Below are 25,828 nucleotides of genomic sequence, written 5' to 3'. Positions count from 1 at the left end.
GGGTATCATGCACGTCATTTCGGTAAAAAAAAGAATCCTGCCCGGGCTGGTCCTTCTCGCCTTATTGGCGGGCTGCACCCCGCCATGGGGCGAAACGGCCCGAAACCTGTTTGCCGGCGGCAGCAAAGACATTCCCGTGTCAGCCCTGCCGGTGTACGATGAGGGGGGCGTGAAGCAAACCTCCGCCGTTAAGGACGGGCATCTGCAGGTCTACGACGGGAAGGCGTGGAAACCGCAGTTTTGGTCCGGCGTGAACATGGGGGCTACGACTCCGGGGCATGCGCCCGGAGAGCTCAGTCCGACCAAGGAGGATTACTTGCGATGGTTCGGACAAATCAAGGCTATGCATGCGGATGTCGTCCGGATTTATACGATTTTGCCGCCGCACTTCTATGAAGCGCTGGCCGAATTCAATGCCGGACGCAAGGACCCGCTTTACATCCTGCAGGGCATCTGGGCGCCTGAGGAACAGCTCGTCGGCGCGGGCGGGCAGGGCTATGATGCGCTGCAGCAGGACACGATCGACCAGTTCCGGAAAGAGATCCGGGATGCCGTTCAGGTCATCCACGGGCAGTTGAAGAGGAAGGCGGAGTCCGGTCATGCTTCGGGCAAATTCGAAGCCGACGTATCGCCTTATGTGCTCGGCTGGGTGGTTGGCATCGAGTGGGACCCTTACACCGTGAAAGCGACGAACGATGCGCATCCCGGTATGAAGCCGTTTCAAGGTACCTATTTTCAGGCGGCTTCCGGGGCCTCCCCTTTTGAAAGCTGGCTGGCTCAAATGCTGGACACGTTGGCGCAGGAGGATATGAAATTCGGCTGGCAGCATCCGGTTTCGTTCACCAATTGGGTGACCACCGACCCGCTGACCCACCCGAACGAACCATCAGATACCGAAGACCTGGTCTCGGTGGACCCTATGCAGGTTCGTCCGCAAGCGGGCTGGAAGGCCGGCTATTTCGCCTCCTATCACATTTACCCGTATTACCCGGACCTGCTGCGGTACGAGGAGAAGTATCAAACCTACAAAGACAGCGAAGGGAACATCAATCCGTATGCGGGGTACCTGCACGAGTTGCGGGAGCATCACAAGGGCATCCCGCTGATCGTGGCGGAATACGGCGTGCCGAGCTCGCGCGGTATGGCCCACTACGGTCCGCTAAACCGCAATCAAGGCATGCATTCGGAAAAAGAACAGGGGGAAATCGACGCCGATTTGTACCGCAGTATTTACAACGAGAACTTGGATGGCGCAGTCCTGTTCGCCTGGCAGGATGAATGGTTCAAGATCACTTGGAACACGATGGAGCTGGATTCGCCGATCGACCGCCGTCCCATGTGGCGAAACATGCTGACGAACGAGGAGCATTTCGGCTTGCTTGCGGTGGAACCGGGCAAATCGCAGGAGGACACGATCGTGCTTGACGGGAAGACGGATGATTGGGACCGCCGAAAAAACACCGAAAGCCGGGATTATCCGGGGTACAGCCTCACCGTCTCGCATGATGAAGCTTACCTGTACTTGCTGCTGAAAAATAAGAACGGCGATTGGAAGCCGGGGGAACAGCCGCTTTATATCGGCTTTGATACGGTGGATAGCGGGAGCGCGAAGGCGGATAAAGCGCCTGGCATCACCTTCAGCGGCGGTCAGGAGTTTGTTATGAAGCTGAGCGGGGAGAACGACTCGGCCATCTATGTGCAAAGCGCGTATGATTACCATTCCTGGCAGTATGGCTTCGTGAACCGTATGATGCCCTGGCAGGAAGCCTGGTCTCAGGCAGAGAACGGTCTCTTCCTGCCGTGGAGGCTGCCGGTCAGCAAACCGCTGGTGCTCCCGCAAAGCAAGAAGCCGGTGCCGTTCGAGGATGTCGAGATCGGCCGGCTGCATCACGGCACGACAGACCCGAAGAGCGCCGAGTTCAACAATTTGGCCGACTGGCACGCCGCCGGGTCTGTCATCGAGGTTCGCGTGCCCTGGATGCTGCTCGGATTTACCGATCCCAGCTCGCACAAGGTATGGCGTTACCCTTATCAAGCAGCGGCGTTTAAGATGGAGGAAAGCAAGGCGGTCCGGGTTGAGCCGCATCTCTCCGGAAATTCGAACCCGGCAGAGCCTGTCGCTTACAAGTGGGATAACTGGAACAAGCCGGCATCGCATGAGCGTCTCAAGCAAAGCTATCCGATTCTGAAGGAGGCGTTCGGCAAGCTCGGGAAACAGCCGCCTAAAGCGACTCCTCCGGACGGAGCGGCAGCCGCCAAGCCTTAGTTGCGTATATGGCGCCAGCCGGTGTAATCATGAACGGCGATGCCCGAATAAGACGGGCGAGCTTTCAGCAAGCCGTCGATGACAGCCAGCTGGCGCTCCATTTCTGCCTTGCTTTCCCCGCTGAAGGTGATATACGGAGTATCCGGCGCCGGATTCGTTTCCACGCTAATCCATACCTTCTTGCCAAGACGGTCGGCTAAGGCTATTTCCTCCGCTGCCAAATCAATGACGTCCAGCGCTTGATTGCGGTAGGTCATCAAGGCGGTTTCATCCAGCTTGCCCATCATCGCTTCGCTGAGCGTGCCGCTGCCGTCCGATAGCGGAATGCCGTCGAGCCAGAACGGTAAGGCGGCGGATGTCGTTAAAGCGGCGGAATCCTTCTTCACCAGATCATGAAAATAGGCAATGGATTGCTGCCAATTCACGGCAACCGCATGTTGGTCCGCGGTCCAATCCGGCAGCAGATAAGGCTCGATGTCCACTTGAATGCCCGCAAACCGTTCGTTAACAAGCACGGATGCGTTATAGGACTTTACCCAATCGACCAGAGCTGTCATGTATTTCCGGTTTTCCGGAAGTGCCCACTTCGGAGCGCCGTCCAGCGCGTGGATTTGAATACCGCTGTCCGCCGCCGCTTGGATGAAGCTTCGATAATCGCTTTGGGCGACATCCCGGTTCACCTGTAAGTAGATGCGTTCGACCCGCTCATTTTTGGCAAATTGCAAAATGTCGGTTCGCCCTGCGTTCGTACCGATGAGCGAAGTATCCCACAGCCAGGTTGCCCTTGGCATGTTGGATGGCAAGGAGTCTGCCGAGGAAAGGGACGAAGTTGTAAAGCCTGCCGATAACCACATGAGCATCACCATCACTATAATCATATCAAATCCTTACCCCGCTACTGCAATTATGCAACATATCCGATTCAGCTCTCCTTTGCCGCCACTATTGTATTTCTCCCAAAGTTTGTGAATCGATGTACGCGGGGTTAAGCATGGATAGCGATCGTCCGGTCTCGTTCTTTCGTTCTTGGGTGATTAAATAGAAAGCTTGCATCCATTATACCAAACGATAGTTTCGCAGTTAAAGGGATTCGTTATAACGCATTTTTGGGTGCAGTCTTCTATCATCCCTATGCAAAAGTTGAGCTATTTTTACTATACATAAAAAAATGACATAGGAAACATTCTTTATAACGAACTAGAATGGTATAATTTACCTTGTGTGCAGCTGAAAAATACGATATCGAAGGAGTTCATAAGTGAAAAGACAACGTCTACGGTCAAGATCCCGCTTTGTTGGAAAAGTACTGGTCATTTGTTTAGCTTTTACCCAGGCCCTTGTCGCCCTTCCGGCGGAAGCCGGTTTGACCCGTCAGGTATATGCCGCGGCAGCGGATCGCCCGATACATAAAGCCACTTGGCTGTGGAATACAGCTACGCTGCTGAAGGACAGAGAAGGCACATTCCAATTTCTCCGGCAGAACGGCGTCAATCTTATTTTTTTGCAGGCCGATCCGGATGTTCAGACGAGTGACTACAGCGGCTTTATCCGGGAGGCTGCCGCCCGCGGAATTGAGGTTCATGCTCTGGGAGGAGCTCCAGATTGGATCCTTCAGGACAAACAGATTAAGATGTACAAGCTGATCAATTGGGTGAAAACATACAACAACAGCGTTGCAGCCGAGGAACGGTTTAGAGGAATCCATCTCGATGTCGAGCCGTACGTCATGCGGGCATGGTATGAGGATACGGATACGATGCTGGGGCTTTGGCGGGATACGGTGAGCGGATTTGTCGAAGAAATGAAAATTGAAACCCCCGATTTGATCGCCGGTGCGGATTTGCCGGTCTGGCTGGAGCAATTCAACGTGCCGGACGGGGAGGGGGGGCGGACAACCTTGTCCAACTGGATGATCGGCAAGCTTGACCAAACGACCCTCATGGCTTACCGCGACAATGCGGCAGACATCATCAGCAGCATTGCTACAGAGCTGGGCGAGGCGGAGAGAAACAGCAAGTCCGTCATCGTGGCGGTGGAAACATTGCCGAGTTCCGAGGGCCCCATCTCCTATTTCGACAAAGGCAGCTTGCAAATGATGCGCGAGCTCGGCACCGTGGGCGAAGCGCTTATCAGCCGCGCTCCTTTTACCGGATATGCCGTGCATGATTATGACGGCTGGAGCCGTTTAAAGGAATAGGACGGCATCGGGACAAGGTTGGGACTCCACGAACGCAATTCCGAACGGCTGGGCATAGAGCAGCACGAATTGCCATTGTGAGGAGAGATACTCCGTCTTATTTGAAGCAGTGGAACAAGTAACCAAACTGGAATACGCCGAACCATTGCGGTGGCGCTAAGGAAAGGGGAATGCATAATGGGACGTTATTTTGGAACAGACGGTGTGAGAGGCTTGGCCAATCAGGAACTGACTCCGGAATTAGCCTATAAATTCGGGCGTACAGGTGCGTATCTGATCACGAAACAGAAAGCCAAGGCGTCGATTGTAGTCGGCAAAGATACTCGTATTTCGGGCGATCTGCTAGAGTCTGCTTTAATTGCCGGGATCCTTTCGGTAGGGGCCACGGCTATTCAAGCGGGTGTTATCCCAACGCCAGGCGTTGCCTACTTAACTCGAACCTTGCAAGCGGATGCCGGTGTGATGATTTCCGCTTCGCATAACCCTGTAGCGGATAACGGAATTAAGTTTTTTGGCAGTGACGGCTTTAAGCTGCTTGACGAGCTGGAAGATCAGATTGAGGATTTGATGGATCAGCCGGATGACCGGCTGCCGCGTCCTGTTGGAGCTGATCTTGGGCGTCTGTCTGTGCGTAAAGATGCAGCTGAAATGTATGCGAAATTTCTGGAGAATACAGCGTCTGTTCGTCTGAACGGAATGAAGGTTGTCGTAGATTGTGCGAATGGCGCGGCAGCCCGGATTGCGCCGGCTGTGTTTAGTGCCCTGGGAGCGAATGTCATTCCCTTGGCTGCAGAGCCGGATGGGATCAATATCAATGCAAACTGCGGCTCTACGCATCCGGATGAACTGCGGAAGGCAGTCGTGCGGGAAGGGGCGCAATTAGGCCTTGCATTCGACGGCGACGCAGATCGCTTGATTGCGGTGGATGAGACAGGGGAGCTTGTGGATGGCGACTATATAACGGCAATTCTGGCACGCAGTTTGCTTGACGCCGGTAAGCTGGACCGGAATACAGTAGTCACCACCGTCATGTCCAATATGGGCTTTGTTAAAGCCATGAGAGCCTTGAATATTAACCTGATTCAGACGGCTGTCGGAGATCGCTATGTCGTGGAGGCCATGCGTAAAGGAGGCTATGTACTGGGCGGTGAACCGTCGGGTCACACGATTATGCTGCATCTCAACACGACAGGAGACGGTATTCTAACCGCTGTCCAGCTGGCAAGTGTGTTGGTGAAAACACGGCGACCCTTGAGCGAGTTACGCCAAATCATGCGCTCGTACCCGCAGCTGCTTGTGAATGTTCCGGCCGCAAGCAAGCAAGGCTGGGATGCCAATGTCCGCATTAAGCGGGCGATAGAGGCGGTTGAGGCGGAGCTTGGGGACGAAGGGCGTGTGCTTGTACGTCCCTCCGGAACGGAGCCGTTCATTCGTGTTATGGTTGAGGGCCCCGATGCCGCTTTGCTGGAGGGGTATGCCGAGCGAATTGCTCGCGTCATTCGCTCGGAAACAGGCTTGGTGCACCCTGCATTTCATCCGGTTTCATCGCGTTAGTACCGCAGGGGGCCATTCGTTCGGCTCAGTTGCCCATGTTTCCTTGTTGAGTTAAAGGAAGAGGTAAATGCATACAGGATGCATCGCTCCCGCGGGCTCGAATTCATATTGAACGCAAATAGCCTGACTGTCTCCTGCAGTCAGGCTATTCGATCAGCTTTATTAATTAACGTAAATAAAAAGTTCTTCGTTCCCAAGCATAAGGTGAATTAAGAAATAAACTAACGGTGACGAAAGGACCGCGCAGAATACGAGGATAACCAGCGGAAGGCCGTCAAATTGTTTCTTTTTCTCCGTTTTTATTACCGTTTGCATTCGTATACTCCCCCATTTCAGATCGTATTGTTTGCCTCTGTCGTCCTTAGAACCATCATAGCGGAGTGAAATAAAAAGGTAAGTGATTTAAATCACATCTTCCATCGCGAGGCTTGGAAGGAACGACGGCGATGAAGATCAGCAGCCAAAAGCCTACTTCCGGAATTTCCCTTTTAGATGCATAATAAACTCATAGCACTTGTTACGAGATTGACTACTTTTCCGAGGAGCTGATCCATCCCTATGAATGACGAATCAAACAGAGCGCATGGGCCGGATTTTGAGTTCGGCGTGTACACTTTCGGGGATTTGCTGCCCGATCCGCAAACCGGACGGACCCTGAGCGCCAGGCAGCGTCTGGAAGAAATTGTGGCGGCGGCCAAGCTTGCCGATGAGGCGGGGCTCGACGTCTTCGGCTTCGGCGAGCATCACCGGCTGGATTTTGCGGCTTCTTCCACACCCGTTGTCTTGGCCGCCATTGCCCAGGTGACCAAGCGCATTCGGTTGACGAGCGCCACGACGGTGCTCAGCACCTCCGATCCTGTGCGGGTGTTCGAAGATTTCGCGACCTTGGATTTGATTTCGGACGGCCGCGCGGAGATCATCGCCGGACGCGGGGCGTTTGTTGAATCTTTCCCGCTGTTCGGCTATAAGCTGGACGATTATGAAGAGCTGTTCAAGGAGAAAATCGCGCTGTTGCTTGAGCTGAGCGCCAAGGAACGCGTCACCTGGGACGGCCGATTCCGCTCGGCCTTGCAGGATGCCGAAATCTCGCCCCGCCCCATACAGGAACCGCTGCCGATCTGGATCGGCGTCGGGGGAACCCTGGAGAGTGCGGCGAGAGCCGGTCTGTTGGGGAAAGGGATGGCGATGGCGCTGCTCAGCGGCGATCCGTCCTTCTTCAAGCCGCGGGTCGACATCTACAGGCGAACCTATCTGGAAGCAGGTCATCCTCCTGCGAACCTCAAAGTGTCTGTGAACAGCCACGGGTATATCGCGAAGACATCCCGGCAGGCTCTGGATGAATTTTACCCGTATTATGCCAATTACTGGGGCCCCCTGATGCGGGAGAGAGGGCGCAGCTTCACGATAACGCGATCCGATTTCGAGCGGTTCGTCCGCCCTGAAGAAGGTCTGGCCGTCGGCAGCCCGGAGCAAATCATCGACAAAATCATGTACCAGTATGAGATGTTCGGACATAACCGCTTCGTTGCGCAAATCGATATCGGCGGGCAGCCCTTCGCCAGGGTAGCAGCCGCCATCGAGCTTTTGGCCACGGAGGTCGCCCCGGCAGTACGGCGCGAGATTAGGCGACGGTCAGCGGGAGCTCGCGGCGATTCTTGACGGATATCGCCGCATATAGAGCGAAAACATAACGCCCTTCAGGATGCGGCTTACGCTTCTTGAAGGGCGTTAAAGCATTACGATTGGTTGCGGTTGACTTCTGCCGCATTCAGCATATCACGTTCGTTCTGCGCTTGGTTTCCGTAAAAAGCATCGTCCATCGCCTCGTTGGCTTGTACCGTCCGGGTAGCCTCCAGTTCTTCGGTCTGCTGTGCGTCAAGCCCGTCTATACCCTCTCTGTTGTCAGGCTCCATCGATTGTTCGCCTCCTTCACGAATTGTTGGTAGGTCAGAAGTAGGATGCTGCAAAAACGGCCATCATAACCGTTAGCTTGGAAGACGTGCTGTATCCACTAGTATCGACATGGCTTCATCCCGACCTAAGTCCACTGAACGCGCTGGACTATTGCCTGTTCAGCACGCTTCCAAATAAAGGGTATACTGAACGAAGCGATCTGCTGTTGATGGGGAGATCAGGCATGGAGAACGAAGGGAGACGGGACGGTTGATTAGAAACGGCAAAAAGGAGATTGGCGCTGCTTTATTTTTTATTGGAGTACTCTTATATTCGATCAGATTGGTCTTGACATTATTATCATTATCAATAATAATAAAGTTATAGGAGGTGTACGGTTATGACGGAATCTAAAGCGGATCTTATTTTGCATCCCGTTCGTTTGAAAATCATTCAAGCGCTTATACAAGGACGCAAGCTCACCAGGCAGCAGCTAAGCGCCTTATTCCCGGACATTCCCCAAGCGACGATGTATCGCCATCTGAACAAACTGGAACAAGCCGGATTGATCGTCGTCGTCGAGCAGCGTAAGCAGCGCGGCGCGATGGAGAAATGGTATGCGATCGGGGAGCATGCTGAAAGCGTGCCGAACGAAGAACTGACGGCGATGAGCGCGGAGGAACACATGGAGCTATTCATGAAGTTTGTTTCGGGGCTGATCGGCGATTTCGGACGGTATGTGGCTCAGGACGAATATGATATGCAGCGGGACGGCATTTCAATGAGGCAAACGACGCTTTATTTAAGCGATGACGAATATCGCGAGTTGTTTGAAGAAATCAAGGCGTCGCTTATACGCCGGATGGATAACGGACCTGCGCCTGATCGACGGAGAAGGGCATTTACGAACATCGTTATTCCCGAGCCAAAGAGGAAACAGGAGGAGTCGCCATGAGTACAGATCCGTTCTTGAATAATGCCCGTATCGCCAAGCGGTTGGTTCCGCTATACTTGCTCGTTCCGGTTCTGTTTGCCGGAGCTTTCGCCTATAGCGGGTTCCCGCTCATATGGACGGCGTTCGGCTTGGGAGCGGCCGGCTGGGTCGTCGCTTTCATGCTGCGAGGTCCATTATCCGTGCTGGCGATGAAGAAGCCCGGTTTCGGCAAGACCGTCCTATACGCATCCTCCGGTCCGCTGGAGGAAGGCGTTCGCTATGGCTTGCTGGCGCTTACGTCGGTTCAGGTGAGCTGGGCGGCTTCGCTCGGGCAAGGCTGGGCGGCGGTCGAGGTCGTTTATGTGATGATCCAGGTCGTCGCGATTTCAGCGCTTGCTCACCGACAGGATGAGCAAGCGCTTCAGGCGAAAGCTATACTGGAGTCGCAGGGCTTAACCCAATCACATCCGTTATGGGGGATCGTCGAGCGCCTGTCCGCTAGCGCGTTTCATATTGGCGCGACATTGATTGTAGCGTCGATCCCCTGGACGGTGTTTATCCTGATTCCGCTGCACAGCCTGTTTAATTTAGCAATGGTCCAGCTGGTCAAGCGTTCGGTGGCTTGGGGTGAGGCGTTTGCGGCTTTGCTCGGCGGAGCGTTACTTGGGTTAGGGTTGTACGTATCGGGGGCTTGGTCATGGATATAGAGAATCGAAGCGCTGAAGGAGTGCAGGTAAGCTTATGACCATTGTGGGAAAAGCAGGAAGTGCCGCTTCCAAGCCGAATGTCGACGAAGCAAGGAAACGGTCCCGTTTCTCCGTTTTATTTGAAATTTTTATCGTATCCCTGAAGCTGGGATTGACCTCCTTCGGCGGTCCGATCGCACATTTGGGTTATTTTCGCAGTGAATACGTGAATCGCAGACGATGGATGGATGACCGGAGCTACGCCGATTTGGTGGCACTGTGCCAATTTTTGCCCGGACCTGCGAGCAGTCAGGTCGGCATCGGCATCGGAACGCTGCGCGCCGGTTGGCTCGGCGGGGTGGCGGCTTGGCTTGGCTTCACGGGACCGTCGGTGCTGGCGCTCGTATGGTTTGCTGTTCTGCTGCAGGGGACGGATGCGGCACAAAGCGGATGGATTCACGGCCTTAAGCTTGTTGCCGTAGCTATAGTCGCACAAGCGGTTATCGGCATGGGGCAAAAGCTGGCGGCCGGCCGCGTACGGGCTTCGATCGCCTTCGGCGCGTTCGCCGGTGTGCTGCTCGTCGAGAGCGCCTACGCGCAAATCGCGCTGCTGCTGGCTGCCGGGCTGTTCGGGTATTGGCGCCTGCGGCATGAAACAGAGGGCGATCCGGCACAGTTGAAGCTGACGATAAGCAAGCGAACCGGTGCCCTCTTCCTTGTTCTGTTCGCCGCGCTGTTCACGCTGCTGCCGATAGGCCGCCACTTCTTCGCGCATCCGCTGCTGGCGATGTTCGAAGTGTTTTACCGCGCCGGCTCGCTCGTGTTCGGCAGCGGACATGTCGTGCTGCCGCTGCTCGAGCGGGAGGTCGTCCCCGCCGGCTGGGTCGGGGATGCCGACTTTTTGGCCGGTTACGGCGCCGTTCAAGCGGTTCCGGGTCCGATGTTCACGTTTGCCTCTTACCTGGGCATGACGGCATACGGCGTCGTCGGTGCCGTCGTTGCGACGGCCGCAATTTTTTTGCCGGCGTTTCTGCTCGTATGGGGGGCACTGCCATTCTGGAACGAACTGCGCGGGAAGCCCCGCTTACAAGGCGTTATAGCGGGCGTAAATGCGGCGGTTGTCGGAATTCTGGGCGCCGCGCTGTATGATCCGATTTGGACGTCGGCGGTGACGCACAGGACCGACGCGGCCTTCGCCGTCGTCATGTTCGGATTGCTGCAATTTTGGAGAATGCCGCCGTGGGCTGTAGTTGTCCTTGGCATAGGCTGCGGCGCGCTCGGTATTATTGGATCGTAACGATTTATGGAGGAATTCCCCCGAAGGCGGAAATTGGCCTGCGGATGGTTACGGCTCCCGTTAGCGCCGATCCTTCGGCGGGTACGGGATGGGGAAGCGACGCAGCGTGAGAATGTGTAAACCGACCGAACACAAAGCGGCCGAGAACGCCTCGACGGCTTTGTTCAGGCTGCGGACGAGCATCTTCACCTTCCCGCAAGAACGGCTTGCTTGCCGATCAGCAGAGCAGACCTTGTCCTACCTTCGGCGGACGAAGGGCGGCGCCTTATTTTTTCTTTTTGAACAACCAGGACAAAAGCTCGGAGCCGATGATAAGAAATGACAGCGAGGCGAGCGCGTATGGAACGACCAGCGGGATCGCCCGCAGATCGGAGATATGAATCAAGCGCAGAAATAGCGGGTAAAGCATGAGCAGCAGGACGAAAACGGCGATTTTCATGAAGGGCCTCCGGTAATTCGGGTGAGCTGTTCCGAAAATAATGACCAATTTATGGATAGTATTCATGACTGATCAGGCAAAAATATTGATAATGACGCCGAAAGCCAACTGAACAACAGTCTATTCTATATTGACGGAATCAATACGTCCATACTATTATAACATTATTACTTTAAAGCATGTTCACGTTACACCAAACGGGGGGTCATCGTAAATTGAAAACTTCATTAAAAATTGTTTCGTTGCTGATTGCAGTACCGCTGGTTCTGGCAGGCTGTGGAACGAAACCATCTACTGAAGGCCAAAGTGCAGGAAGCGCTTCCAATGCTCCGGAAGCGAAAAAGACAGTTAAAGTCGGAATTTCGCAGATCGTCGAGCATCCTTCCTTGAATGCGACAAGAGAAGGGTTTCTGGCGGCATTGAAGGACGGCGGATTCGTCGACAAAGAAAACCTGCAGGTCGACTATCAGAATGCGCAGGGCGATTCCACGAACAACTTGACGATCGGGCAAAAATTCGCCGCCGACAAGAAGGATCTTGTCTTCGCGATCGCTACGCCTTCGGCTCAAGCGGTTGTGCAGAACGTCAAAGATACGCCGGTCCTGTTCGGCGCCGTTACCGATCCGCTTAGCGCGAAGCTCGTCACGAGCCTGGACAAGCCGGGCGGCAACGTAACCGGCGCAGCCGATACGCATCCCGATGCCGTACCGAAGCTGATGGACTTCATTGCGTCCGAGTTTCCGAAGGTGAAAACCGTCGGTGTCGTCGTCAACGAAGGCGAGCCGAACGCCGCATTCATGGTGAAAACGGCGGAAGCCGCTTTAGCCAAGCACAATGTTAAAGTTGTGAAAGCGTCGGTGGCGAATCCGTCCGATGTGAAGCAAGCGGCCGAATCGCTCGTCGGGCGCGCCGATGCGATCTACATCACGCTCGATAATACGGTCGTGAGCGGGGTTGAATCGATCATCAAAGTAGCAACCGACAAGAAAATTCCGTTCTTCTCCAGCGACCGCGATACGGTGGAAAAGGGCGCGATCGCGACCTACGGCTTTAAATATTACGATCACGGATACCAAGCAGGCAAAATGGCGGTCGAAATTTTGAAAGGTGCCAAACCGGGCGATATGAAAGTCAGCTATCCGGACAAGCTCGACCTGATCATCAATGCCGCTGCGGCTAAGGCGCAGGGTGTGGAAATCACCGATTCCATGAAAGCCAAAATGCAGGATAAAAACAATCTGTTGAACGCAGCGAAATAAGATTCAGGAACGAAGGATTCGAATTTGTGCTGGGGGGTGACCTCTCTCTTGGTTAGAGAAGGTCACTCTTCCTGCTTTACTGGAGGGAATTAGCAATGCTCGCAAGTACAATGTTTGCGTTAAAAGGTTCGCTGGAGCTCGGGTTGTTTTATGCAATTATGGCGCTGGGCGTTTATTTGACGTTCCGGATTTTGGACTTTCCCGACTTGACGGTGGACGGCAGCTTCACGACCGGCGCCGCCATAGCGGCCGTTATGATTGCGGGCGGCTCTTCGCCGCTCGTCTCGACGTTCGTCGCATTCGTCGGCGGATTGGCGGCGGGCGCGCTCACCGGCCTGCTGCACACGAAGGGAAAGGTCAACGCGCTCCTTTCCGGTATCTTGATGATGATCGCTTTATATTCGATCAACTTGCGGATCATGGGCAAGGCGAATATTCCGCTGCTCGGTGTGGATACGCTGATCACCAACCTGTCGGTGCTGTGGGTGATGCCGTTTGCGATTCTGATTGTCAAGCTGGCGCTTGACTGGTTTTTGCATACGGATTTGGGGCTCGCTTTACGGGCGACCGGAGACAATCCGCGGATGATCCGCAGCTTCGGGGTGAACACGGACAACACGATCATTGTCGGCCTCAGTTTATCGAACGGACTTGTCGCCTTGTCCGGAGCGCTGATTGCGCAGTATTCGGCGTTCGCCGAAATTACAATGGGTGTCGGGATGATCGTGATCGGGCTTGCCTCCGTCATTATCGGCGAGGCGTTGTTTGGCGCCCGAACCGTCTTTCGCGCTACGCTCGCGGTCGTTCTAGGCTCGATCGTGTACCGGTTGATCGTGGCGCTGGCGCTGCGTGTCGGCTTGGAGCCGACCGATATGAAGCTGATGACCGCGCTGATCGTCATCGGCGCCTTGACCCTGCCGATGGTGCGCAAGTCACTTCGCCAGAAAGCCGTTATGCGCCGCCGGGCGCTTGAACTGGAAGCGGAGAACGTTGTGGGCGTTGGCAGAAAGGGCAGACAGGAGGGGAAACGCTGATGTTACGGATCGAGCAAGTATCCAAGTTGTTCAACCCGGGCACACCGGATGAGAAGGTGGCGCTCGCGCGGATCAATCTGCATCTGGCCGAAGGGGATTTCGTTACGGTTATCGGCAGTAACGGCGCCGGCAAATCGACGCTGATGAACATTATCTCCGGCGTGATGGCGCCGGATGCGGGTAAAGTTCAAATCGACGGCAAACAGGTCGACACGCTGCCGGAATTTCGCCGCAGCGCTTGGATCGGCCGCGTCTTTCAGGACCCGATGGCGGGGACTGCCCCAACGATGACGATTCAGGAAAATTTGGCCATGGCGGCCATGCGGAGCAAGCGGAGGGGCCTCTCGATCGGCGTCACGTCGCGCAAACGCCAGTGGTACCGCGAACAGCTCAGCCGTCTCGGCATCGGGCTGGAGGATCGGCTGAACGCCAAGGTCGGGCTGTTGTCGGGCGGGGAGCGCCAGGCGCTCAGCCTTCTGATGGCAACGTTCACGGAGCCGCGCATTCTGCTGCTGGACGAGCATACGGCCGCGCTCGACCCGTCGCGCGCGGAATTGATCACATCGCTGACCGAGCAGATCGTGGCGGAGTTGAAGCTGACGACGCTGATGGTCACGCACAACATGGAGCAGGCGATCCGGCTCGGCAACCGTCTCATTATGATGGACAAGGGCGGCATCATTCTCGATGTGCCTGCACATGAGAAACAGGGCTTGACCGTTGAAGGGCTGCTTCAGCAGTTTGAAAACATCCGCGGGGCGAAGTTCGCCGACGATCGCGTCGTCCTGGGATAATCTTTACGCATACAAACAACCCGACCATTCCAGTAGGAAGGTCGGGTTGTTTGCGTTGGAAGCGGAGGCGCTACCAAACGCTCGGAATCACTTTAATTTCGCGATCGAGCCTGGAGAGGAACGCGTAGTTCGGATTAAACGTGAAGATCCGTTTCATGCGGTAATGCAGCAGTACGACGGCGGTTAGCGCTTCATTCAGGGAAAACCGGTAATCCGGGTATTCCATCAGCAGTCGTCTGGACTCGTGTTCGAGCTCCGAACCGCCGGGAATGATGGTCAGCACGCCCTGCTGGACGGCTTTGTCCACCGTATTGAGGAACACCTGCGCGTCGGTGTAATCAAAATGATTGCGCAGCCACTGGTGGGTTTCGAACACGACGTAATTCGTCGTTGCCAGAGGGCGGTCCAAATCGCTGAGGTCGTAAAAAAGCGAGCGCGCTTTTAAGTAATACGGGTCCTCGGGGTTCATAAACGCCATCCAGGCGGACTGCTCCAGGAAAACCGCTTGCGACAGATTCGTCTGCTCATAAGAAGTCATCGGCCGCTACCTCCCTCGAAGCGCTTGTTTGTCTGCTGACGGTCAAACCGTCGAGGGCCAGCAGCGGGTTTTTCTCGAGCTGAAGGGGGCTCGCCTGGAACACCCGCTCATGGCTTCTCAGCGCAAAGTGCTGTTCCAAAATATAATGTACAACGGACGCAACAGTCGTATGCTGAATTTCGGCCAGCTGACGGCATTTCTCTGCGTACTCGGGCTCAAGCTCGATGAGAGTCGCTTCTTCGTGCGTTTGATTTTCCTCGGCCGAGATGAACTGGGTGGCGGCACTTTTCCATTTTTTCAATTGACTTTGCATGAAATCTTTCGAACTGCTCATGTCCTTCACCTTCCAAAGCTTTAGTAAATGGCGGATCGCTAGGTGTACGTTCATACGTTTCGGATCGGATTATCGTTTTCTGGGCGAATTTGGCGATTTTTGCGGTTTTGTCTGGATTCAACTTATTAAACGTGCCGGTGCCGAATTAAACAGGGGGCGTTTGACACAGATCGGCAAATCCGGCAAGATGAGGGGAGGAGAGTCGTTAGTGCAATCGATGGGGGCGAACGAACGATGAAGCAAGTGTTAAGAGGCGGCGTTCTGTTCTACCGCAAGTTTATTTCGCCGTTAAAGCCGCCGACCTGCCGATTTTATCCAACCTGCTCCGACTATGCGCTGCAAGCGCTCGATAAATACGGCGCGGCCCGGGGAAGCTGGCTCGCCGTCAAGCGCATCTGCAAATGCCACCCGTTCCACCCGGGAGGAATCGACCATGTGCCTTGACATAACCCCCTGTTTTTCGATATATTTGGCTTAATATCCCGTGAACGGATAAGTACTTCGAACGTTTCGCCACACAGAGAGCCGGAGGAGCTGCGAACCGGTTGGCGCATGCGAAGGAAGATGGTCCCGGAGGATTATGAAGGTGAGCTGCAGGAAGAGCGCGAATCGGGTCGCAGGGTGAGCCGGTCGTCAGCGCTTCAGACAGTAAGCTTTCATCGCGGTTCCGGCGTTATCGGAAGGTCGAATGAGACCGCTGAGCCTTGCAAAGCTCCTGCTTTCGTAGTTTACGAGGGCATGGATGCCCGGACGCAGGGGAAGTTGGGTGGTACCACGTGAGCGCGAGCTCTCGTCCCAAAGGGATGAGGGCTCTTTTTGTTGCACGGTCGGCCGCTTCGCCTGCAGCGCCGCCGCTTGAGAGCCTCTTGCCTGACGCCAATAGCGCAAGCAAGATGCGCGTTCTGCGGTAAAACCAAGCTTCCATCCGCAATTCCCATCACCAGAAGGAGGACGATTATTCATGACCGACAATACGAAGCCGAAAAGCTTCTACCTCACCACGCCGATCTATTACCCGAGCGACAAGCTCCACATCGGACACGCCTACTCGACCGTCGCAGGCGACGTAACGGCCCGTTACAAGCGTCTGCGCGGGTACAACGTCATGTACTTGACCGGCACCGACGAGCACGGTCAAAAAATCGAACGCAAAGCCCAGGAAGCGGGCAAAACGCCCCAGCAGTTCGTCGACGATATCGTCGCGGGCATTAAGGATCTATGGAAGAAGCTCGACATTTCGTACGACGATTTCATCCGCACGACCGAACCGCGCCATAAGCAGGCGGTCGAAAAAATTTTCACCCGGCTGATGGAGCAGGACGACATCTACCTCGGCCATTACGAAGGCTGGTACTGCACGCCGTGTGAATCGTTTTTCCTGGAGAACAAGCTTGTAGACGGCAATTGTCCGGACTGTGGGCGCCCGGTGGAATGGGTGAAGGAAGAAAGTTACTTTTTCCGCTTGAGCAAATATGCGGACCGCTTAATCGAGTTCTACGACGCGAACCCCGATTTCATTCAACCCGAGTCGCGCCGCAATGAGATGATCAACAACTTCATCAAGCCCGGTCTCGAAGACCTGGCCGTCTCCCGTACGACGTTCGACTGGGGAATCCGCGTGCCGGGCAACCCGAAGCACGTCATCTATGTGTGGATCGATGCGCTCTCGAACTACATCACGGCGCTCGGCTACGGCAGCGATGACGATAGCCGTTACCAAACCTACTGGCCGGCGGATGTGCACCTGATGAGCAAGGAGATCGTCCGCTTCCATACGATCATTTGGCCGATCATGCTGATGGCGCTGGACCAGCCGCTCCCGAAAAAAGTATTCAGCCACGGCTGGCTGCTGATGAAGGACGGCAAAATGTCCAAATCCAAAGGCAACGTGGTCGACCCGGTGACCCTGATCGACCGTTACGGTCTCGATGCGCTGCGTTATTACTTGATGCGCGAAGTGCCCTTCGGCTCCGACGGCACATTCACGCCGGAAAGCTTCGTGGAGCGCATTAACTTCGACCTCGCGAACGATCTGGGCAACCTGCTCAGCCGTACAGTCGTCATGATCGACAAGTATTTTAACGGCGTTGTGCAGCCTTACCTTCCGAATGCGACGGAGTTTGACGCCAGCCTGCTCGATACGCTTGAAACAACGGTGCATAAGGTGGAGGAGGCGATGGAGAAGCTCGAGTTCTCGTTAGCGCTCACCGCCATCTGGCAGCTGATCAGCCGAACGAATAAATATATCGACGAGACGCAGCCCTGGAACCTTGTCAAAGACGAGGAGAAGCGCCCGACGCTGGGCTCCGTGCTGTACGTGCTGGCGGAGAGCTTGCGCATTTCCTCCGTGCTGCTGCAGCCGTTCCTGACCCAGACGCCTCGTAAAATGTGGCAGCAGCTCGGTATCGAGGAGGGGGCGCTCACGGCCTGGGATACCGTCCACGCCTTCGGCACGCTGCCGTCCGGCACGCGCGTCCACAAAGGCGAAGTGATGTTCCCGCGTCTGGAGGCGGACAAGGAAATCGCCTTCATCGCCGAGTCGATGGGCGGGGGCAAAGCCGCAGCACCGGCCGAAACGGCGGCGCAGCCTGAACCCGCCGCGCCCGGACCGGACGATGCGGAGAAGACTCCCGAAATCGAGATCGACGATTTCTTCAAAGTCGAGCTCCGCGTCGCTCAAGTCATCGCCGCCGAGCCGGTGAAGAAAGCCGACAAGCTGCTGAAGCTGCAGCTCGACCTTGGCTATGAGCAGCGTCAGGTCGTCTCCGGCATCGCCAAATTTTACACGCCCGAACAAATGGTTGGCCGCAAAGTCATCTGCGTTGTCAACCTGAAGCCGGTTAAGCTGCGCGGCGAACTATCGCAAGGCATGATTTTGGCTGCCTCTCATGGCGACCAGCTTACCCTGGCGACCGTTGCGGAGGATCTGCCGAACGGTGCCATCGTCAAATAAGTGTGAACCCTCTGCCAAACGCATGAATAATTGCGCAGGTAGAGGGTCTTTTTTTCTTGTTCGTAAAATCTACATTTAGCGTTGACATCCGGGGAAGCGGGTCGTATAATCACCATAGTTAATAAAAAATATTACGATTTACATGGCGGAGGTATATTATTCATGTTCCAGTACGTACGGACCCGGTCATTCCTTATTCCCCTGACATTGATTCTGCTCTTTTCCATGCTGACGGCCGCATGCGGTTCACCGCAGCCCAAGCTTGTTGACGGCAAAATGAACATCGTCACGAGCTTTTATCCGCTCTATGATTTCGCAAGCAAAATAGGCGGCGAGCATGTCAACGTCATCAATCTGGTGCCTGCGGGCGTCGAGCCGCACGATTGGTCGCCGAAGAGCCGCGATATGCAAAATTTGTCCAGCTCCGACCTGTTCTTATATTTAGGCGCAGGCTTCGAAGGCTGGGTCCACGATACGCTTGACAGTATGAAGAAGGACTCCAAGGTAACAGTCGTCGAGACGAGCCAGGGCATCCAGCTGCTGCCCGGTACCGAGGAAGAGGAGCACGGCCACGAAGACGAGCATGCGAAAGACGAGCAGGCGAAAGACGAGCAGGCGAAAGACGAACACGCTCACGGCTCGACCGATCCTCACGTCTGGCTGTCGCCGGTCAACGCCAAACAGATCGCGCTGAACATCAAGGAGGCGCTGGTGAAGGTCGATAGCGCGCATCAAGCCGACTACGAAGCTAATTTCAAGCGATTCGCGGACCAGCTTGACGAGCTTCACAATAAATACAAAACCCAGCTCGCCCAGCTGCCCAAGAAGGAAATCGTCGTTACGCACCATTCCTTCGGCTATTTGGCCAAAGAGTACGGACTTACGCAGAAGGCGCTTATGGGGCTGTCGCCGGACGCCGAACCGACGTCCAAGGACATCCAGCAAATGATGCAGTTCGTGAAAGACAATCAAGTGAAATACATTTTCTTCGAGGAGCTTGTGTCCGATAAACTGGCCAAGACGCTTGCCAAAGACGCCGGGGTTGAAACGCTGGTGCTCAATCCCCTCGAGGGGCTGACCGAAGAACAGGCGAAGCAGGGAGCCGATTATTTGTCCATTATGGAAAACAATTTGAATAATTTAATAAAAGCATTACAATAGAGGGGAGACCTTCCGCTTAAGGAGCTTTGCTTATGGATACGAATGCTCGTTCCGGATGTCATCAACAGATCGTCACGATCGATGACATCTTTTTTTCTTATGAGAACAAAACCGTCATCGACGGGCTCAGCTTTTCCGTGCTTGAACGCGATTTCGTCGGGCTGGTCGGCTCGAACGGCGCAGGCAAGACGACGCTGCTGAAAATGATCGTCGGCTTGCTGAAGCCGACCCGCGGCGAAATCAGGCTATTCGGCGAACCGGTCGGTTCGTTTCGCGACTGGGAGCGAATCGGTTACGTGCCGCAGAAGAATGCGCTTAACCCGCTGTTCCCGGCAACCGTGAGGGAAGTGGTCACATCCGGCTTGTTTAACAAGAAAAGCATGTTCCGCCGTTTAACCGCAGCCCAGCGCAGCAAATGCGACGATGCGCTGTATGCGATGCGCATTGAGGATTTAGCCGACCGACGCATCGGCCAGTTGTCCGGAGGCCAGCAGCAGCGGGTGTTTCTCGCCAGAGCGCTCGTCAATAACCCGGAGCTGCTCATTCTGGACGAGCCGACGGTCGGCATCGACGCCGAGACGCAGGGGGCTTTCTTCCGTATGATCCGGCATATGCATGAGCATCACCATATTACGTTCATCATGGTGTCCCACGACATGGATATGCTTCAGTCGTATATCGGCTCGGAGCCGAAGCAGCGGCGCGGCGGATTATCCTTTTATGTGAAACATACGCATGCGCCCGAGAACTGCGGGGAGACCGATCTGGTCCATTCCATGCACCAGCTTCGCGAAACGGTGGAAGTATTGACGTAGCTTTGTCCGGAAGGCTATGCCACCGGTTCGAAAGCGGGAAATAGGAGAGAGCAACTTGGACATATTTACCGAATACTTTTTTCAACGTGCCCTGCTGGGCGGCTTGCTGATCGGCCTGGTCGCCCCGTTGATGGGCGTATTTCTAGTGCTGCGCCGTCTCTCGATGATCGGAGATACGCTGGCTCACGTGTCCATTGCGGGCGTGGCGCTCGGTTTTCTGATCAATGTATACCCGATCGGGGTTGGCCTGTTGTTCGCACTAATCGCTTCATTCGCGATCGAACGTCTGCGCAAAGCGTACAAGACCTATGCGGAGCTGTCCATCGCGATTATTATGTCCGGCGGCGTGGCGCTGGCGACGATGCTGTTTACGCTGGGCAAAGGGTTTAATATTAATGTAATGAGTTACTTCTTCGGCAGCATCTATACGCTGGACAACACCGATCTGTGGGTCGTTGGCGGCGTCGCAGTCATCGTGATTGCTTTTGTAGCCATCAATTATAAAGAGATGTTCCTGCTGTTTTTCGACGAGGACGCTGCCGGAGTCAGCGGACTGCCGCTGCGCTTTTATAACATCATGATTACGATGCTTACCGCGCTTGTCATTAGCGTGTCGATCAAAATCGTCGGCGCGCTGCTTGTTTCGTCGCTGCTGACGATTCCGGTCGCTTGCAGCCTGCTTGTGGCCCGCAGCTTTAAGCGTTCGATTTTTTGGTCGATATTGTTCGCGGAAGCGGCGGTATTGATCGGATTGATTAGCGCAGGCTTGTGGGACTTGGCGCCGGGTGCATCGGTCGTGCTCGTATTGATCGCGCTGCTCATCGGCATTTTATTCGTCAAACGGGGATTGCGCTCGTAGAAAGGAGACAAATATCGTGGAACTGAATGTATGGATCGCGCTTTGGGCCGGGCTGATCTCCTTCATCTCTCCCTGTGTGCTGCCGCTGTATCCTTCGTTCTTATCTTACATTACCGGCGTTTCCGTCGGTCAGCTGAAGGACGGTCAAAAGTCCGGCGAGATCCGGTTTAAGCTGGTTACGCATACGCTCAGCTTTGTCGTCGGTTTTTCCGTTATCTTTTACAGCCTGGGGCTTGGAGCGAACGCCGTGGCGACGGCTTTCTTCGATAACCGCGATTTACTCCGGCAGTTGTCGGCCATCTTCATCTTCGTCATGGGACTGTTCTTGCTTGGTATTTTCCGTCCGCAATGGCTGATGAGGGAGCGCAAGCTGCAAATCAAGACGAAACCGGCCGGTTACCTCGGATCGCTATTGATCGGCATAGGCTTCGCAGCCGGATGGTCGCCTTGTATCGGACCGATTTTGTCGGCGATGCTGGTGCTGGCCGCCAGCGAGCCGAATTCGTGGCTGCCGCTCATCACCGCCTATTCGCTTGGCTTTGCCATTCCGTTTATCGTCCTTGCTTTTTTCATCGGCTCGACGAAGTGGATACTCAAATATTCCGCGGTCATGATGAAAGTCGGAGGCAGCGTGATGCTGATCATTTCCGTACTGCTCTATACCGATCAAATGACGCGTATCACGATCTGGCTGCAGCGCATAACGCCCGCTTGGATCGGCTAATTTCCGCTCCCGCGTTCAGGTGAAATATTCGATCTTCGACTCGGGAAAATGAGTAAAGATACGTTCCGTAATAAACTCGCGCAGCGCATTAGCCTGTTCGTCCGGATATACGTACTTGCCTTGGCCCCAGCGGCCCCATTTGTATTTACGCTTCGCTTCGTCCATTTCCAGCTTCGTCTTCGGATAGCGACGTTCGATGACCGTTTTGGCGGTTTTCGTGAACCGGTGCTGAATCAGCTCAAAGGTTAAATTCGAGGTCGCTTCCCGGGGGAGCGCCTCTTTTAGTTGGTGCAGCAGCTCGGCGTACCCTTCCTCCCACCCTTCGTGCCAAATGATGGGGGCAATGATGAACCCGAGCGGATAGCCGGCCCTCGCCACTTTGGAGGCCGCGGCAATCCGCTCGTGGAAGCTGGACGTGGCCGGCTCAAAGTTTTTGATCACATAGTCGGCATTCACGCTGAAGCGGAAACGCGTATGGCCGTTGTGCTTGGCATCGAGCAGCGGTTCGACGTGGTGAAACTTCGTCACGAAGCGCAGACGTCCTAGCGGCTGTTTCCCCATAAACTCGATATATTCCTTGAGCGATCCGGAAATATGCTCCAGGCCGACGGGATCGGACGTACAGGCCGCTTCGAAACGGGTGATTTCAGGAGCCCGCTCTTCGATGTATGTTTGGGCTTGCGCCAAAATATCATCAGTATTAACATAGACGCGAATATAAGGCTTCGCTCCGAGCGTCGTTTGCAAATAACAGTAATGGCAATGGGCCATACAGCCGGTAGCCACCGGTATGGCGTACTCGGCGGAAGGCTTGGAAGTGTCAAACTTCAGTGTCTTGCGGATCCCGACCACGAGCGTCCGCTTGGCGATCCGATACTTCTCGAGTTCGCTGTCGCCGGGTAAATTCGTAATCCGGTTGTGCGACGTCGTCATCCGAATCGGCAAGCCTTCGCGCGTTGCCCATTCATGGATACGTTGCCCCTTCGGGTACTCCAGTGCATCCGGCTCGAAATAAACGAGTTCCGGCACGAATACTTGCGTTTGCCGGATCGGAGGGGCGAGCAGCTCGGTCGACATACATTTCCTCCTTTGGAGTAGTAGACTTGCCTATGGCATTAAGCTTATGATATAGTTAGTAACGCTAATTCGACCTTATTAGATTGCATCAGGTTCAGCTTTTCGACTCGTGGTAATTTGATGGGTCACATCTCGTCATGGGAATACAGGAGGAACGCGCATGGCAACGCCGAGTATGGAAGATTATTTGGAGAAAATATACAAATTGATCGATGAGAAAGGCTACGCGCGCGTGTCTGACATTGCCGAAGGTCTCGAAGTTCATCCATCTTCAGTAACAAAGATGATTCAGAAGCTGGATAAAGATAACTACTTGATTTATGAGAAATACCGCGGGTTGGTTCTGACGACCAAGGGACAGAAAGTCGGTAAACGGCTTGTCGACCGCCATCAGCTGCTCGAGCAATTTTTGACGACAATCGGCGTTTCGGAGGATAACATATATAAAGATGTGGAAGGGATCGAGCACCATTTAAGCTGGGATTCGATTACATGCATCGAGGCGCTCGTGGAATATTTCAGGCGGGACACTTCGCGCGGCGAAGATTTGATCAAGCTGAAGACGGAGTTGGAAGAATCGTAACTCGGGCATCTGCCTGTTCGTCATCATTTTAGAAGCTTAGGCCTTCGGGTTTAAGCTTTTTTGTATTTTCGCAACAAAAAGAGCATATGTACAATCCTTTCCCTCATACATAGACTGTGAGACCCACGGTAGCGCTTAATGGGAAGAGGGGATGCCTGTGTGAACATCAATGCGGTTTTCCAGGGCGGAGGCGTCAAAGGTATTGCGTTGGCCGGTGCCGTATCAGCCATCGAGCGGCTAGGCTACGGCATTCACCAGGTGGCGGGGACTTCCTCGGGAGCCATCGTCGCTTCGCTGGTTGCGGCCGGTTATCGGGCGGATGAAATGAGAACTATTATTGAAGGAACGCCGTTTACGGAGTTTTTGCAGCGCGCGCCTATATTCAATACCAAAGTGATCGGGCCTTTATCCAGACTTTTTCTCAAAAAAGGACTGTACTCCGGCGAAGCGCTGGAGCATTGGATTTATCAGCTGCTGCTGGCCAAGGGTATTCGGACGTTCGGCGATCTGAAATCGAATCAATTGCGGATTGTCGCTTCGGATATATCCGGGCGGAAGCTGCTCGTACTGCCGGACGACATTGCGCAGTATGGGGTCGATCCGAAGCGGTTTCTCATCGCGAAAGCGGTGCGGATGAGTACGAGTATCCCTTATTTCTTCGATCCCGTTGTGATCCGCAAGAAAACAAACTTGCCTCGCAAGCGAGGAGAGAAGTTTGCGGATCAATTCGTTTACATCGTCGACGGCGGACTGCTTAGCAACTTTCCGTTATGGTTGTTCGACAACGACGACCCAACGAAGGTGGATAGTCTCACGCCGACGATCGGATTTCAGCTGGTAGGCCGCGGCACGGGAAAGCCCAATACGATTTTCGGTCCCGTCTCGATGCTGCGGGCGTTATTCTCGACGATGCTGGATGCGCATGACGACTATTACATTCAAGAGCATAACCGCTTTCGTTCCGTCAAAATTCCGACGCATGGCATTGGTGTCACCGATTTCGATTTGACGCCCGAGCAAAGCGTGGAGCTGTTTGAATCAGGGATGAAATCGACGATGGCTTTCTTCGGGAAGTGGAAGTTTACCGATTATAAGCATCATTACTTGACGCATGTGTGCCGGGTCACGCCCAAGCCGGAAGAACCCCCTCAGAAGAAAAGTTTAACGTAAAATGAGAACAGCCGGCCCTCAGGGCCGGCTGATCTTATTAATGATATTTCGGAGGTTCGTCGTCGTTGCTGTCCTTACTGCCGGGAATGACGCGGAAGTTGGCTTTCTTTCGTTTGCCCCGCTGGAATCGACCGGTCGGCGCCGAGCGATTCGGGCGTTTCCAGGTATTCGGCGGATATCTATACAGGAAGAAGATAACGCCGAATACGAGTACAGGCAGCAGCACGGCTCCCGGATTAGAAAATACGGTGGCCAAGATGCCGATCGCCAGCAAGCCGAAGAGAATGTAAGCTATCGTGTTATTTCGATTTCTCATGTGAGGAGCCCCCTTTACAGAATCGAAGTTATTGATTTTGCATCTGCCGGTCGATTTCCCGCATGCGGTTGAAGGAAGCGATGGATACTTCCACCTGCGAATCGTCAGGTTCTTTCGTAGTCAGCAGCTGCAGCCATAGCCCCGGATACCCGAGATAGCGAAGCACAGGCACTTCTCTTAAGTTGTTCGTAAACCGCAGCGCTTCATACGAAACGCCGATAACGACCGGCAGCAGCACGATCCGCTGCACGATACGTTCGATGAACGAGTTATATTCGAAGAACGAGTAGATCACAACGCCAATCAGCACCGTGAAGACGATAAAGCTGCTGCCGCAGCGATAATGCAGCGTATTGAACTGCTGCACGTTCTTCACGGTCAGCTCGACGCCGGCTTCATAAGCGCTGATCACCTTATGCTCGGCGCCATGGTATTGGAACAATCGTTTGATCATCGGGGTGAGCGATATGGCGTAAATATAGCCGACGAGCAGAACGATTTTGATTAAGCCTTCAATTAAATTGTGGCCGATTTGATTCTCGAACATGTTTCCGAATACCACTTGCTCGACCGCCGTGGGAACGAGGGTAAAGACGAATTTTCCGAACAAGAACGATAAGATTCCGATGAATGCGACGCCGAGGTACATCGATATTTTGGCCGCGACGGATTCTTTCTTTTCTTGCTTCGCGTCGTTATCCTCTTCCGCAAACACTTCAGCGGCAAAATTCAAATGCTGGGCGCCCTTCGCGCTCGCTTCCACGATCCCGACGATACCGCGGATAAAAGGGATTTTTTTGAGCGTTTGCACCCAGGGTATTTCTTTTTTCGGCACTTCCAAATACTGAATGGTCTGGTCTTTACGTCTAACGGCGGTCACATGGACCTTCTGACCGGCAAACATGACACCTTCAATGACGGCTTGTCCGCCGTATATCGCTTGTT

At 54.4% G+C, this 25,828-nt stretch carries 26 protein-coding genes; 18 read left to right on the top strand and 8 right to left on the bottom strand.

Translation table 11 applies throughout. The annotated features are described in order from the left end of the window. Positions 1-7: 7 nt before the first annotated feature. On the top strand, positions 8-2,266 hold the full coding sequence (locus tag JMF85_RS20585) for a hypothetical protein (protein WP_201318818.1): 2,259 nt from the start codon (positions 8-10) through the stop codon (positions 2,264-2,266). Here the strand turns inward: JMF85_RS20585 and JMF85_RS20580 are convergent. Further along, positions 2,263-3,144 carry a hypothetical protein gene (locus JMF85_RS20580; RefSeq protein WP_054795234.1) on the bottom strand — a complete coding sequence of 294 codons (882 nt, stop codon included), beginning with the start codon at positions 3,142-3,144 and terminating at the stop codon, positions 2,263-2,265. The two genes, JMF85_RS20585 and JMF85_RS20580, sit on opposite strands and share 4 nt — an antisense overlap. A 380-nt stretch (positions 3,145-3,524) precedes the next feature. On the opposite strand from JMF85_RS20580, the gene JMF85_RS20575 reads away from it, so the two are divergent. The 3 genes from JMF85_RS20575 to JMF85_RS20565 all read left to right on the top strand — a co-directional run bounded on the left by JMF85_RS20575 (position 3,525) and on the right by JMF85_RS20565 (position 7,676). Beyond that, entirely contained in the window at positions 3,525-4,463 is a 939-nt protein-coding gene (locus JMF85_RS20575) for a hypothetical protein (protein WP_201318817.1), read from the top strand. A 177-nt stretch (positions 4,464-4,640) separates the two neighbouring features. Beyond that, entirely contained in the window at positions 4,641-6,017 is a 1,377-nt protein-coding gene (glmM, locus tag JMF85_RS20570) for a phosphoglucosamine mutase (RefSeq protein ID WP_127605569.1), read from the top strand. Between the two features lie 558 nt (positions 6,018-6,575). Continuing rightward, positions 6,576-7,676: an LLM class flavin-dependent oxidoreductase gene (locus JMF85_RS20565; RefSeq protein ID WP_127605567.1), complete on the top strand. Its 1,101-nt coding sequence runs from the start codon at positions 6,576-6,578 to the stop codon at positions 7,674-7,676. 77 nt (positions 7,677-7,753) lie between these two features. Here the strand turns inward: JMF85_RS20565 and JMF85_RS20560 are convergent, their stop codons facing one another. Then, on the bottom strand, positions 7,754-7,930 hold the full coding sequence (locus JMF85_RS20560) for a hypothetical protein (RefSeq protein WP_155614264.1): 177 nt from the start codon (positions 7,928-7,930) through the stop codon (positions 7,754-7,756). 380 nt (positions 7,931-8,310) lie between these two features. On the opposite strand from JMF85_RS20560, the gene JMF85_RS20555 reads away from it, so the two are divergent. The 3 genes from JMF85_RS20555 to chrA are packed head-to-tail and all read left to right on the top strand — an operon-like array spanning position 8,311 to position 10,827. After that, positions 8,311-8,865 (top strand): helix-turn-helix domain-containing protein, encoded by a 555-nt coding sequence (locus JMF85_RS20555; protein ID WP_201318816.1) that lies wholly within the window; start codon positions 8,311-8,313, stop codon positions 8,863-8,865. Further along, positions 8,862-9,551, top strand: coding sequence for a hypothetical protein (locus JMF85_RS20550; protein ID WP_201318815.1), 690 nt, complete (start codon positions 8,862-8,864; stop codon positions 9,549-9,551). Before JMF85_RS20555 ends, JMF85_RS20550 begins: the two co-directional genes overlap by 4 nt. Before the next feature lie 34 nt (positions 9,552-9,585). After that, positions 9,586-10,827, top strand: coding sequence for a chromate efflux transporter (chrA, locus tag JMF85_RS20545; protein ID WP_201318814.1), 1,242 nt, complete (start codon positions 9,586-9,588; stop codon positions 10,825-10,827). Between the two features lie 265 nt (positions 10,828-11,092). On the opposite strand, the gene JMF85_RS20540 is transcribed toward chrA, so the two are convergent. Beyond that, a complete protein-coding gene (locus tag JMF85_RS20540; protein WP_164751730.1) occupies positions 11,093-11,266 on the bottom strand; it encodes a hypothetical protein in 174 nt (57 codons plus the stop codon). Positions 11,267-11,445: 179 nt separating this feature from the next. Here JMF85_RS20540 and JMF85_RS20535 point away from each other — a divergent pair, with 179 nt between their 5' ends. The 3 genes from JMF85_RS20535 to JMF85_RS20525 all read left to right on the top strand — a co-directional run bounded on the left by JMF85_RS20535 (position 11,446) and on the right by JMF85_RS20525 (position 14,353). Beyond that, positions 11,446-12,525, top strand: a complete 1,080-nt coding sequence (locus JMF85_RS20535) for an ABC transporter substrate-binding protein (protein WP_127605560.1) — start codon at positions 11,446-11,448, stop codon at positions 12,523-12,525. Positions 12,526-12,620: 95 nt separating this feature from the next. Next, positions 12,621-13,559 (top strand): ABC transporter permease, encoded by a 939-nt coding sequence (locus JMF85_RS20530; RefSeq protein ID WP_236595935.1) that lies wholly within the window; start codon positions 12,621-12,623, stop codon positions 13,557-13,559. Then, positions 13,559-14,353, top strand: a complete 795-nt coding sequence (locus tag JMF85_RS20525; protein ID WP_054795228.1) for an ABC transporter ATP-binding protein — start codon at positions 13,559-13,561, stop codon at positions 14,351-14,353. Before JMF85_RS20530 ends, JMF85_RS20525 begins: the two co-directional genes overlap by 1 nt. Positions 14,354-14,423: 70 nt before the next feature. On the opposite strand, the gene JMF85_RS20520 is transcribed toward JMF85_RS20525, so the two are convergent. Together JMF85_RS20520 and JMF85_RS20515 are read right to left on the bottom strand one after the other, a co-directional pair. Then, positions 14,424-14,891 carry a type II toxin-antitoxin system VapC family toxin gene (locus JMF85_RS20520; RefSeq protein WP_127605558.1) on the bottom strand — a complete coding sequence of 156 codons (468 nt, stop codon included), beginning with the start codon at positions 14,889-14,891 and terminating at the stop codon, positions 14,424-14,426. Then, positions 14,878-15,225, bottom strand: coding sequence for a hypothetical protein (locus JMF85_RS20515; protein ID WP_127605556.1), 348 nt, complete (start codon positions 15,223-15,225; stop codon positions 14,878-14,880). The genes JMF85_RS20520 and JMF85_RS20515 overlap by 14 nt, the downstream gene beginning before the upstream one ends. A 234-nt stretch (positions 15,226-15,459) precedes the next feature. Between JMF85_RS20515 and yidD the strand changes: the two genes are divergently transcribed. The 6 genes from yidD (at position 15,460) to JMF85_RS20485 (ending at position 21,737) form a co-directional block, all read left to right on the top strand. Next, entirely contained in the window at positions 15,460-15,669 is a 210-nt protein-coding gene (gene yidD / locus JMF85_RS20510) for a membrane protein insertion efficiency factor YidD (RefSeq protein ID WP_127605554.1), read from the top strand. 517 nt (positions 15,670-16,186) lie between these two features. Beyond that, positions 16,187-18,178 (top strand): methionine--tRNA ligase, encoded by a 1,992-nt coding sequence (gene metG, locus JMF85_RS20505; protein WP_141334006.1) that lies wholly within the window; start codon positions 16,187-16,189, stop codon positions 18,176-18,178. Positions 18,179-18,340: 162 nt separating this feature from the next. After that, positions 18,341-19,339 carry a metal ABC transporter substrate-binding protein gene (locus tag JMF85_RS20500; RefSeq protein WP_201318813.1) on the top strand — a complete coding sequence of 333 codons (999 nt, stop codon included), beginning with the start codon at positions 18,341-18,343 and terminating at the stop codon, positions 19,337-19,339. A gap of 32 nt (positions 19,340-19,371) precedes the next feature. Beyond that, the gene (locus tag JMF85_RS20495; protein ID WP_127605548.1) at positions 19,372-20,154 is read left to right on the top strand and encodes a metal ABC transporter ATP-binding protein; all 783 of its coding nucleotides are present in this window, start codon (positions 19,372-19,374) and stop codon (positions 20,152-20,154) included. A 55-nt stretch (positions 20,155-20,209) separates the two neighbouring features. Next, positions 20,210-21,013 (top strand): metal ABC transporter permease, encoded by an 804-nt coding sequence (locus JMF85_RS20490; protein WP_127605546.1) that lies wholly within the window; start codon positions 20,210-20,212, stop codon positions 21,011-21,013. Between the two features lie 13 nt (positions 21,014-21,026). Beyond that, positions 21,027-21,737, top strand: a complete 711-nt coding sequence (locus tag JMF85_RS20485; protein ID WP_201318842.1) for a cytochrome c biogenesis CcdA family protein — start codon at positions 21,027-21,029, stop codon at positions 21,735-21,737. A 15-nt stretch (positions 21,738-21,752) separates the two neighbouring features. Here the strand turns inward: JMF85_RS20485 and splB are convergent, their stop codons facing one another. Then, complete coding sequence (gene splB, locus JMF85_RS20480; RefSeq protein WP_141334003.1) at positions 21,753-22,814, bottom strand: spore photoproduct lyase; 1,062 nt, start codon at positions 22,812-22,814, stop codon at positions 21,753-21,755. A gap of 160 nt (positions 22,815-22,974) precedes the next feature. Here splB and mntR point away from each other — a divergent pair, with 160 nt between their 5' ends. Further along, the gene (mntR, locus tag JMF85_RS20475) at positions 22,975-23,397 is read left to right on the top strand and encodes a transcriptional regulator MntR (RefSeq protein WP_054795222.1); all 423 of its coding nucleotides are present in this window, start codon (positions 22,975-22,977) and stop codon (positions 23,395-23,397) included. A 159-nt stretch (positions 23,398-23,556) separates the two neighbouring features. Further along, positions 23,557-24,567 carry a patatin-like phospholipase family protein gene (locus tag JMF85_RS20470; protein WP_141334002.1) on the top strand — a complete coding sequence of 337 codons (1,011 nt, stop codon included), beginning with the start codon at positions 23,557-23,559 and terminating at the stop codon, positions 24,565-24,567. 37 nt (positions 24,568-24,604) lie between these two features. Here JMF85_RS20470 and JMF85_RS20465 read toward each other — a convergent pair whose 3' ends face one another. Both JMF85_RS20465 and JMF85_RS20460 read right to left on the bottom strand, forming a co-directional pair. Continuing rightward, the gene (locus JMF85_RS20465) at positions 24,605-24,883 is read right to left on the bottom strand and encodes a hypothetical protein (RefSeq protein WP_054795221.1); all 279 of its coding nucleotides are present in this window, start codon (positions 24,881-24,883) and stop codon (positions 24,605-24,607) included. Between the two features lie 28 nt (positions 24,884-24,911). Beyond that, positions 24,912-25,787: a DUF1385 domain-containing protein gene (locus JMF85_RS20460; protein ID WP_155614860.1), complete on the bottom strand. Its 876-nt coding sequence runs from the start codon at positions 25,785-25,787 to the stop codon at positions 24,912-24,914. Between the last annotated feature and the right edge of the window lie 41 nt (positions 25,788-25,828).

It is taken from the genome of Paenibacillus sp. EPM92, from assembly GCF_016586185.1.
Lineage (GTDB): Bacteria > Bacillota > Bacilli > Paenibacillales > NBRC-103111 > Paenibacillus_G > Paenibacillus_G validus.
This window is presented reverse-complemented; position numbering and strand designations above follow the sequence as displayed.

What these genes read in the sequence shown, in the direction of transcription:
- JMF85_RS20585 (WP_201318818.1), top strand. Translation starts at nt 8, where the DNA reads ATGCACGTCATTTCGGTAAAAAAAAGAATCCTGCCCGGGCTGGTCCTT.
- JMF85_RS20580 (WP_054795234.1), bottom strand. Translation starts at nt 3,144, where the DNA reads ATGATTATAGTGATGGTGATGCTCATGTGGTTATCGGCAGGCTTTACA.
- glmM (WP_127605569.1), top strand. Translation starts at nt 4,641, where the DNA reads ATGGGACGTTATTTTGGAACAGACGGTGTGAGAGGCTTGGCCAATCAG.
- JMF85_RS20565 (WP_127605567.1), top strand. Translation starts at nt 6,576, where the DNA reads ATGAATGACGAATCAAACAGAGCGCATGGGCCGGATTTTGAGTTCGGC.
- JMF85_RS20560 (WP_155614264.1), bottom strand. Translation starts at nt 7,930, where the DNA reads ATGGAGCCTGACAACAGAGAGGGTATAGACGGGCTTGACGCACAGCAG.
- JMF85_RS20555 (WP_201318816.1), top strand. Translation starts at nt 8,311, where the DNA reads ATGACGGAATCTAAAGCGGATCTTATTTTGCATCCCGTTCGTTTGAAA.
- JMF85_RS20550 (WP_201318815.1), top strand. Translation starts at nt 8,862, where the DNA reads ATGAGTACAGATCCGTTCTTGAATAATGCCCGTATCGCCAAGCGGTTG.
- chrA (WP_201318814.1), top strand. Translation starts at nt 9,586, where the DNA reads ATGACCATTGTGGGAAAAGCAGGAAGTGCCGCTTCCAAGCCGAATGTC.
- JMF85_RS20540 (WP_164751730.1), bottom strand. Translation starts at nt 11,266, where the DNA reads ATGAAAATCGCCGTTTTCGTCCTGCTGCTCATGCTTTACCCGCTATTT.
- JMF85_RS20535 (WP_127605560.1), top strand. Translation starts at nt 11,446, where the DNA reads ATGTTCACGTTACACCAAACGGGGGGTCATCGTAAATTGAAAACTTCA.
- JMF85_RS20530 (WP_236595935.1), top strand. Translation starts at nt 12,621, where the DNA reads ATGCTCGCAAGTACAATGTTTGCGTTAAAAGGTTCGCTGGAGCTCGGG.
- JMF85_RS20525 (WP_054795228.1), top strand. Translation starts at nt 13,559, where the DNA reads ATGTTACGGATCGAGCAAGTATCCAAGTTGTTCAACCCGGGCACACCG.
- JMF85_RS20520 (WP_127605558.1), bottom strand. Translation starts at nt 14,891, where the DNA reads ATGACTTCTTATGAGCAGACGAATCTGTCGCAAGCGGTTTTCCTGGAG.
- JMF85_RS20515 (WP_127605556.1), bottom strand. Translation starts at nt 15,225, where the DNA reads ATGAGCAGTTCGAAAGATTTCATGCAAAGTCAATTGAAAAAATGGAAA.
- yidD (WP_127605554.1), top strand. Translation starts at nt 15,460, where the DNA reads ATGAAGCAAGTGTTAAGAGGCGGCGTTCTGTTCTACCGCAAGTTTATT.
- metG (WP_141334006.1), top strand. Translation starts at nt 16,187, where the DNA reads ATGACCGACAATACGAAGCCGAAAAGCTTCTACCTCACCACGCCGATC.
- JMF85_RS20500 (WP_201318813.1), top strand. Translation starts at nt 18,341, where the DNA reads ATGTTCCAGTACGTACGGACCCGGTCATTCCTTATTCCCCTGACATTG.
- JMF85_RS20495 (WP_127605548.1), top strand. Translation starts at nt 19,372, where the DNA reads ATGGATACGAATGCTCGTTCCGGATGTCATCAACAGATCGTCACGATC.
- splB (WP_141334003.1), bottom strand. Translation starts at nt 22,814, where the DNA reads ATGTCGACCGAGCTGCTCGCCCCTCCGATCCGGCAAACGCAAGTATTC.
- mntR (WP_054795222.1), top strand. Translation starts at nt 22,975, where the DNA reads ATGGCAACGCCGAGTATGGAAGATTATTTGGAGAAAATATACAAATTG.
- JMF85_RS20465 (WP_054795221.1), bottom strand. Translation starts at nt 24,883, where the DNA reads ATGAGAAATCGAAATAACACGATAGCTTACATTCTCTTCGGCTTGCTG.
- JMF85_RS20460 (WP_155614860.1), bottom strand. Translation starts at nt 25,787, where the DNA reads ATGTTTGCCGGTCAGAAGGTCCATGTGACCGCCGTTAGACGTAAAGAC.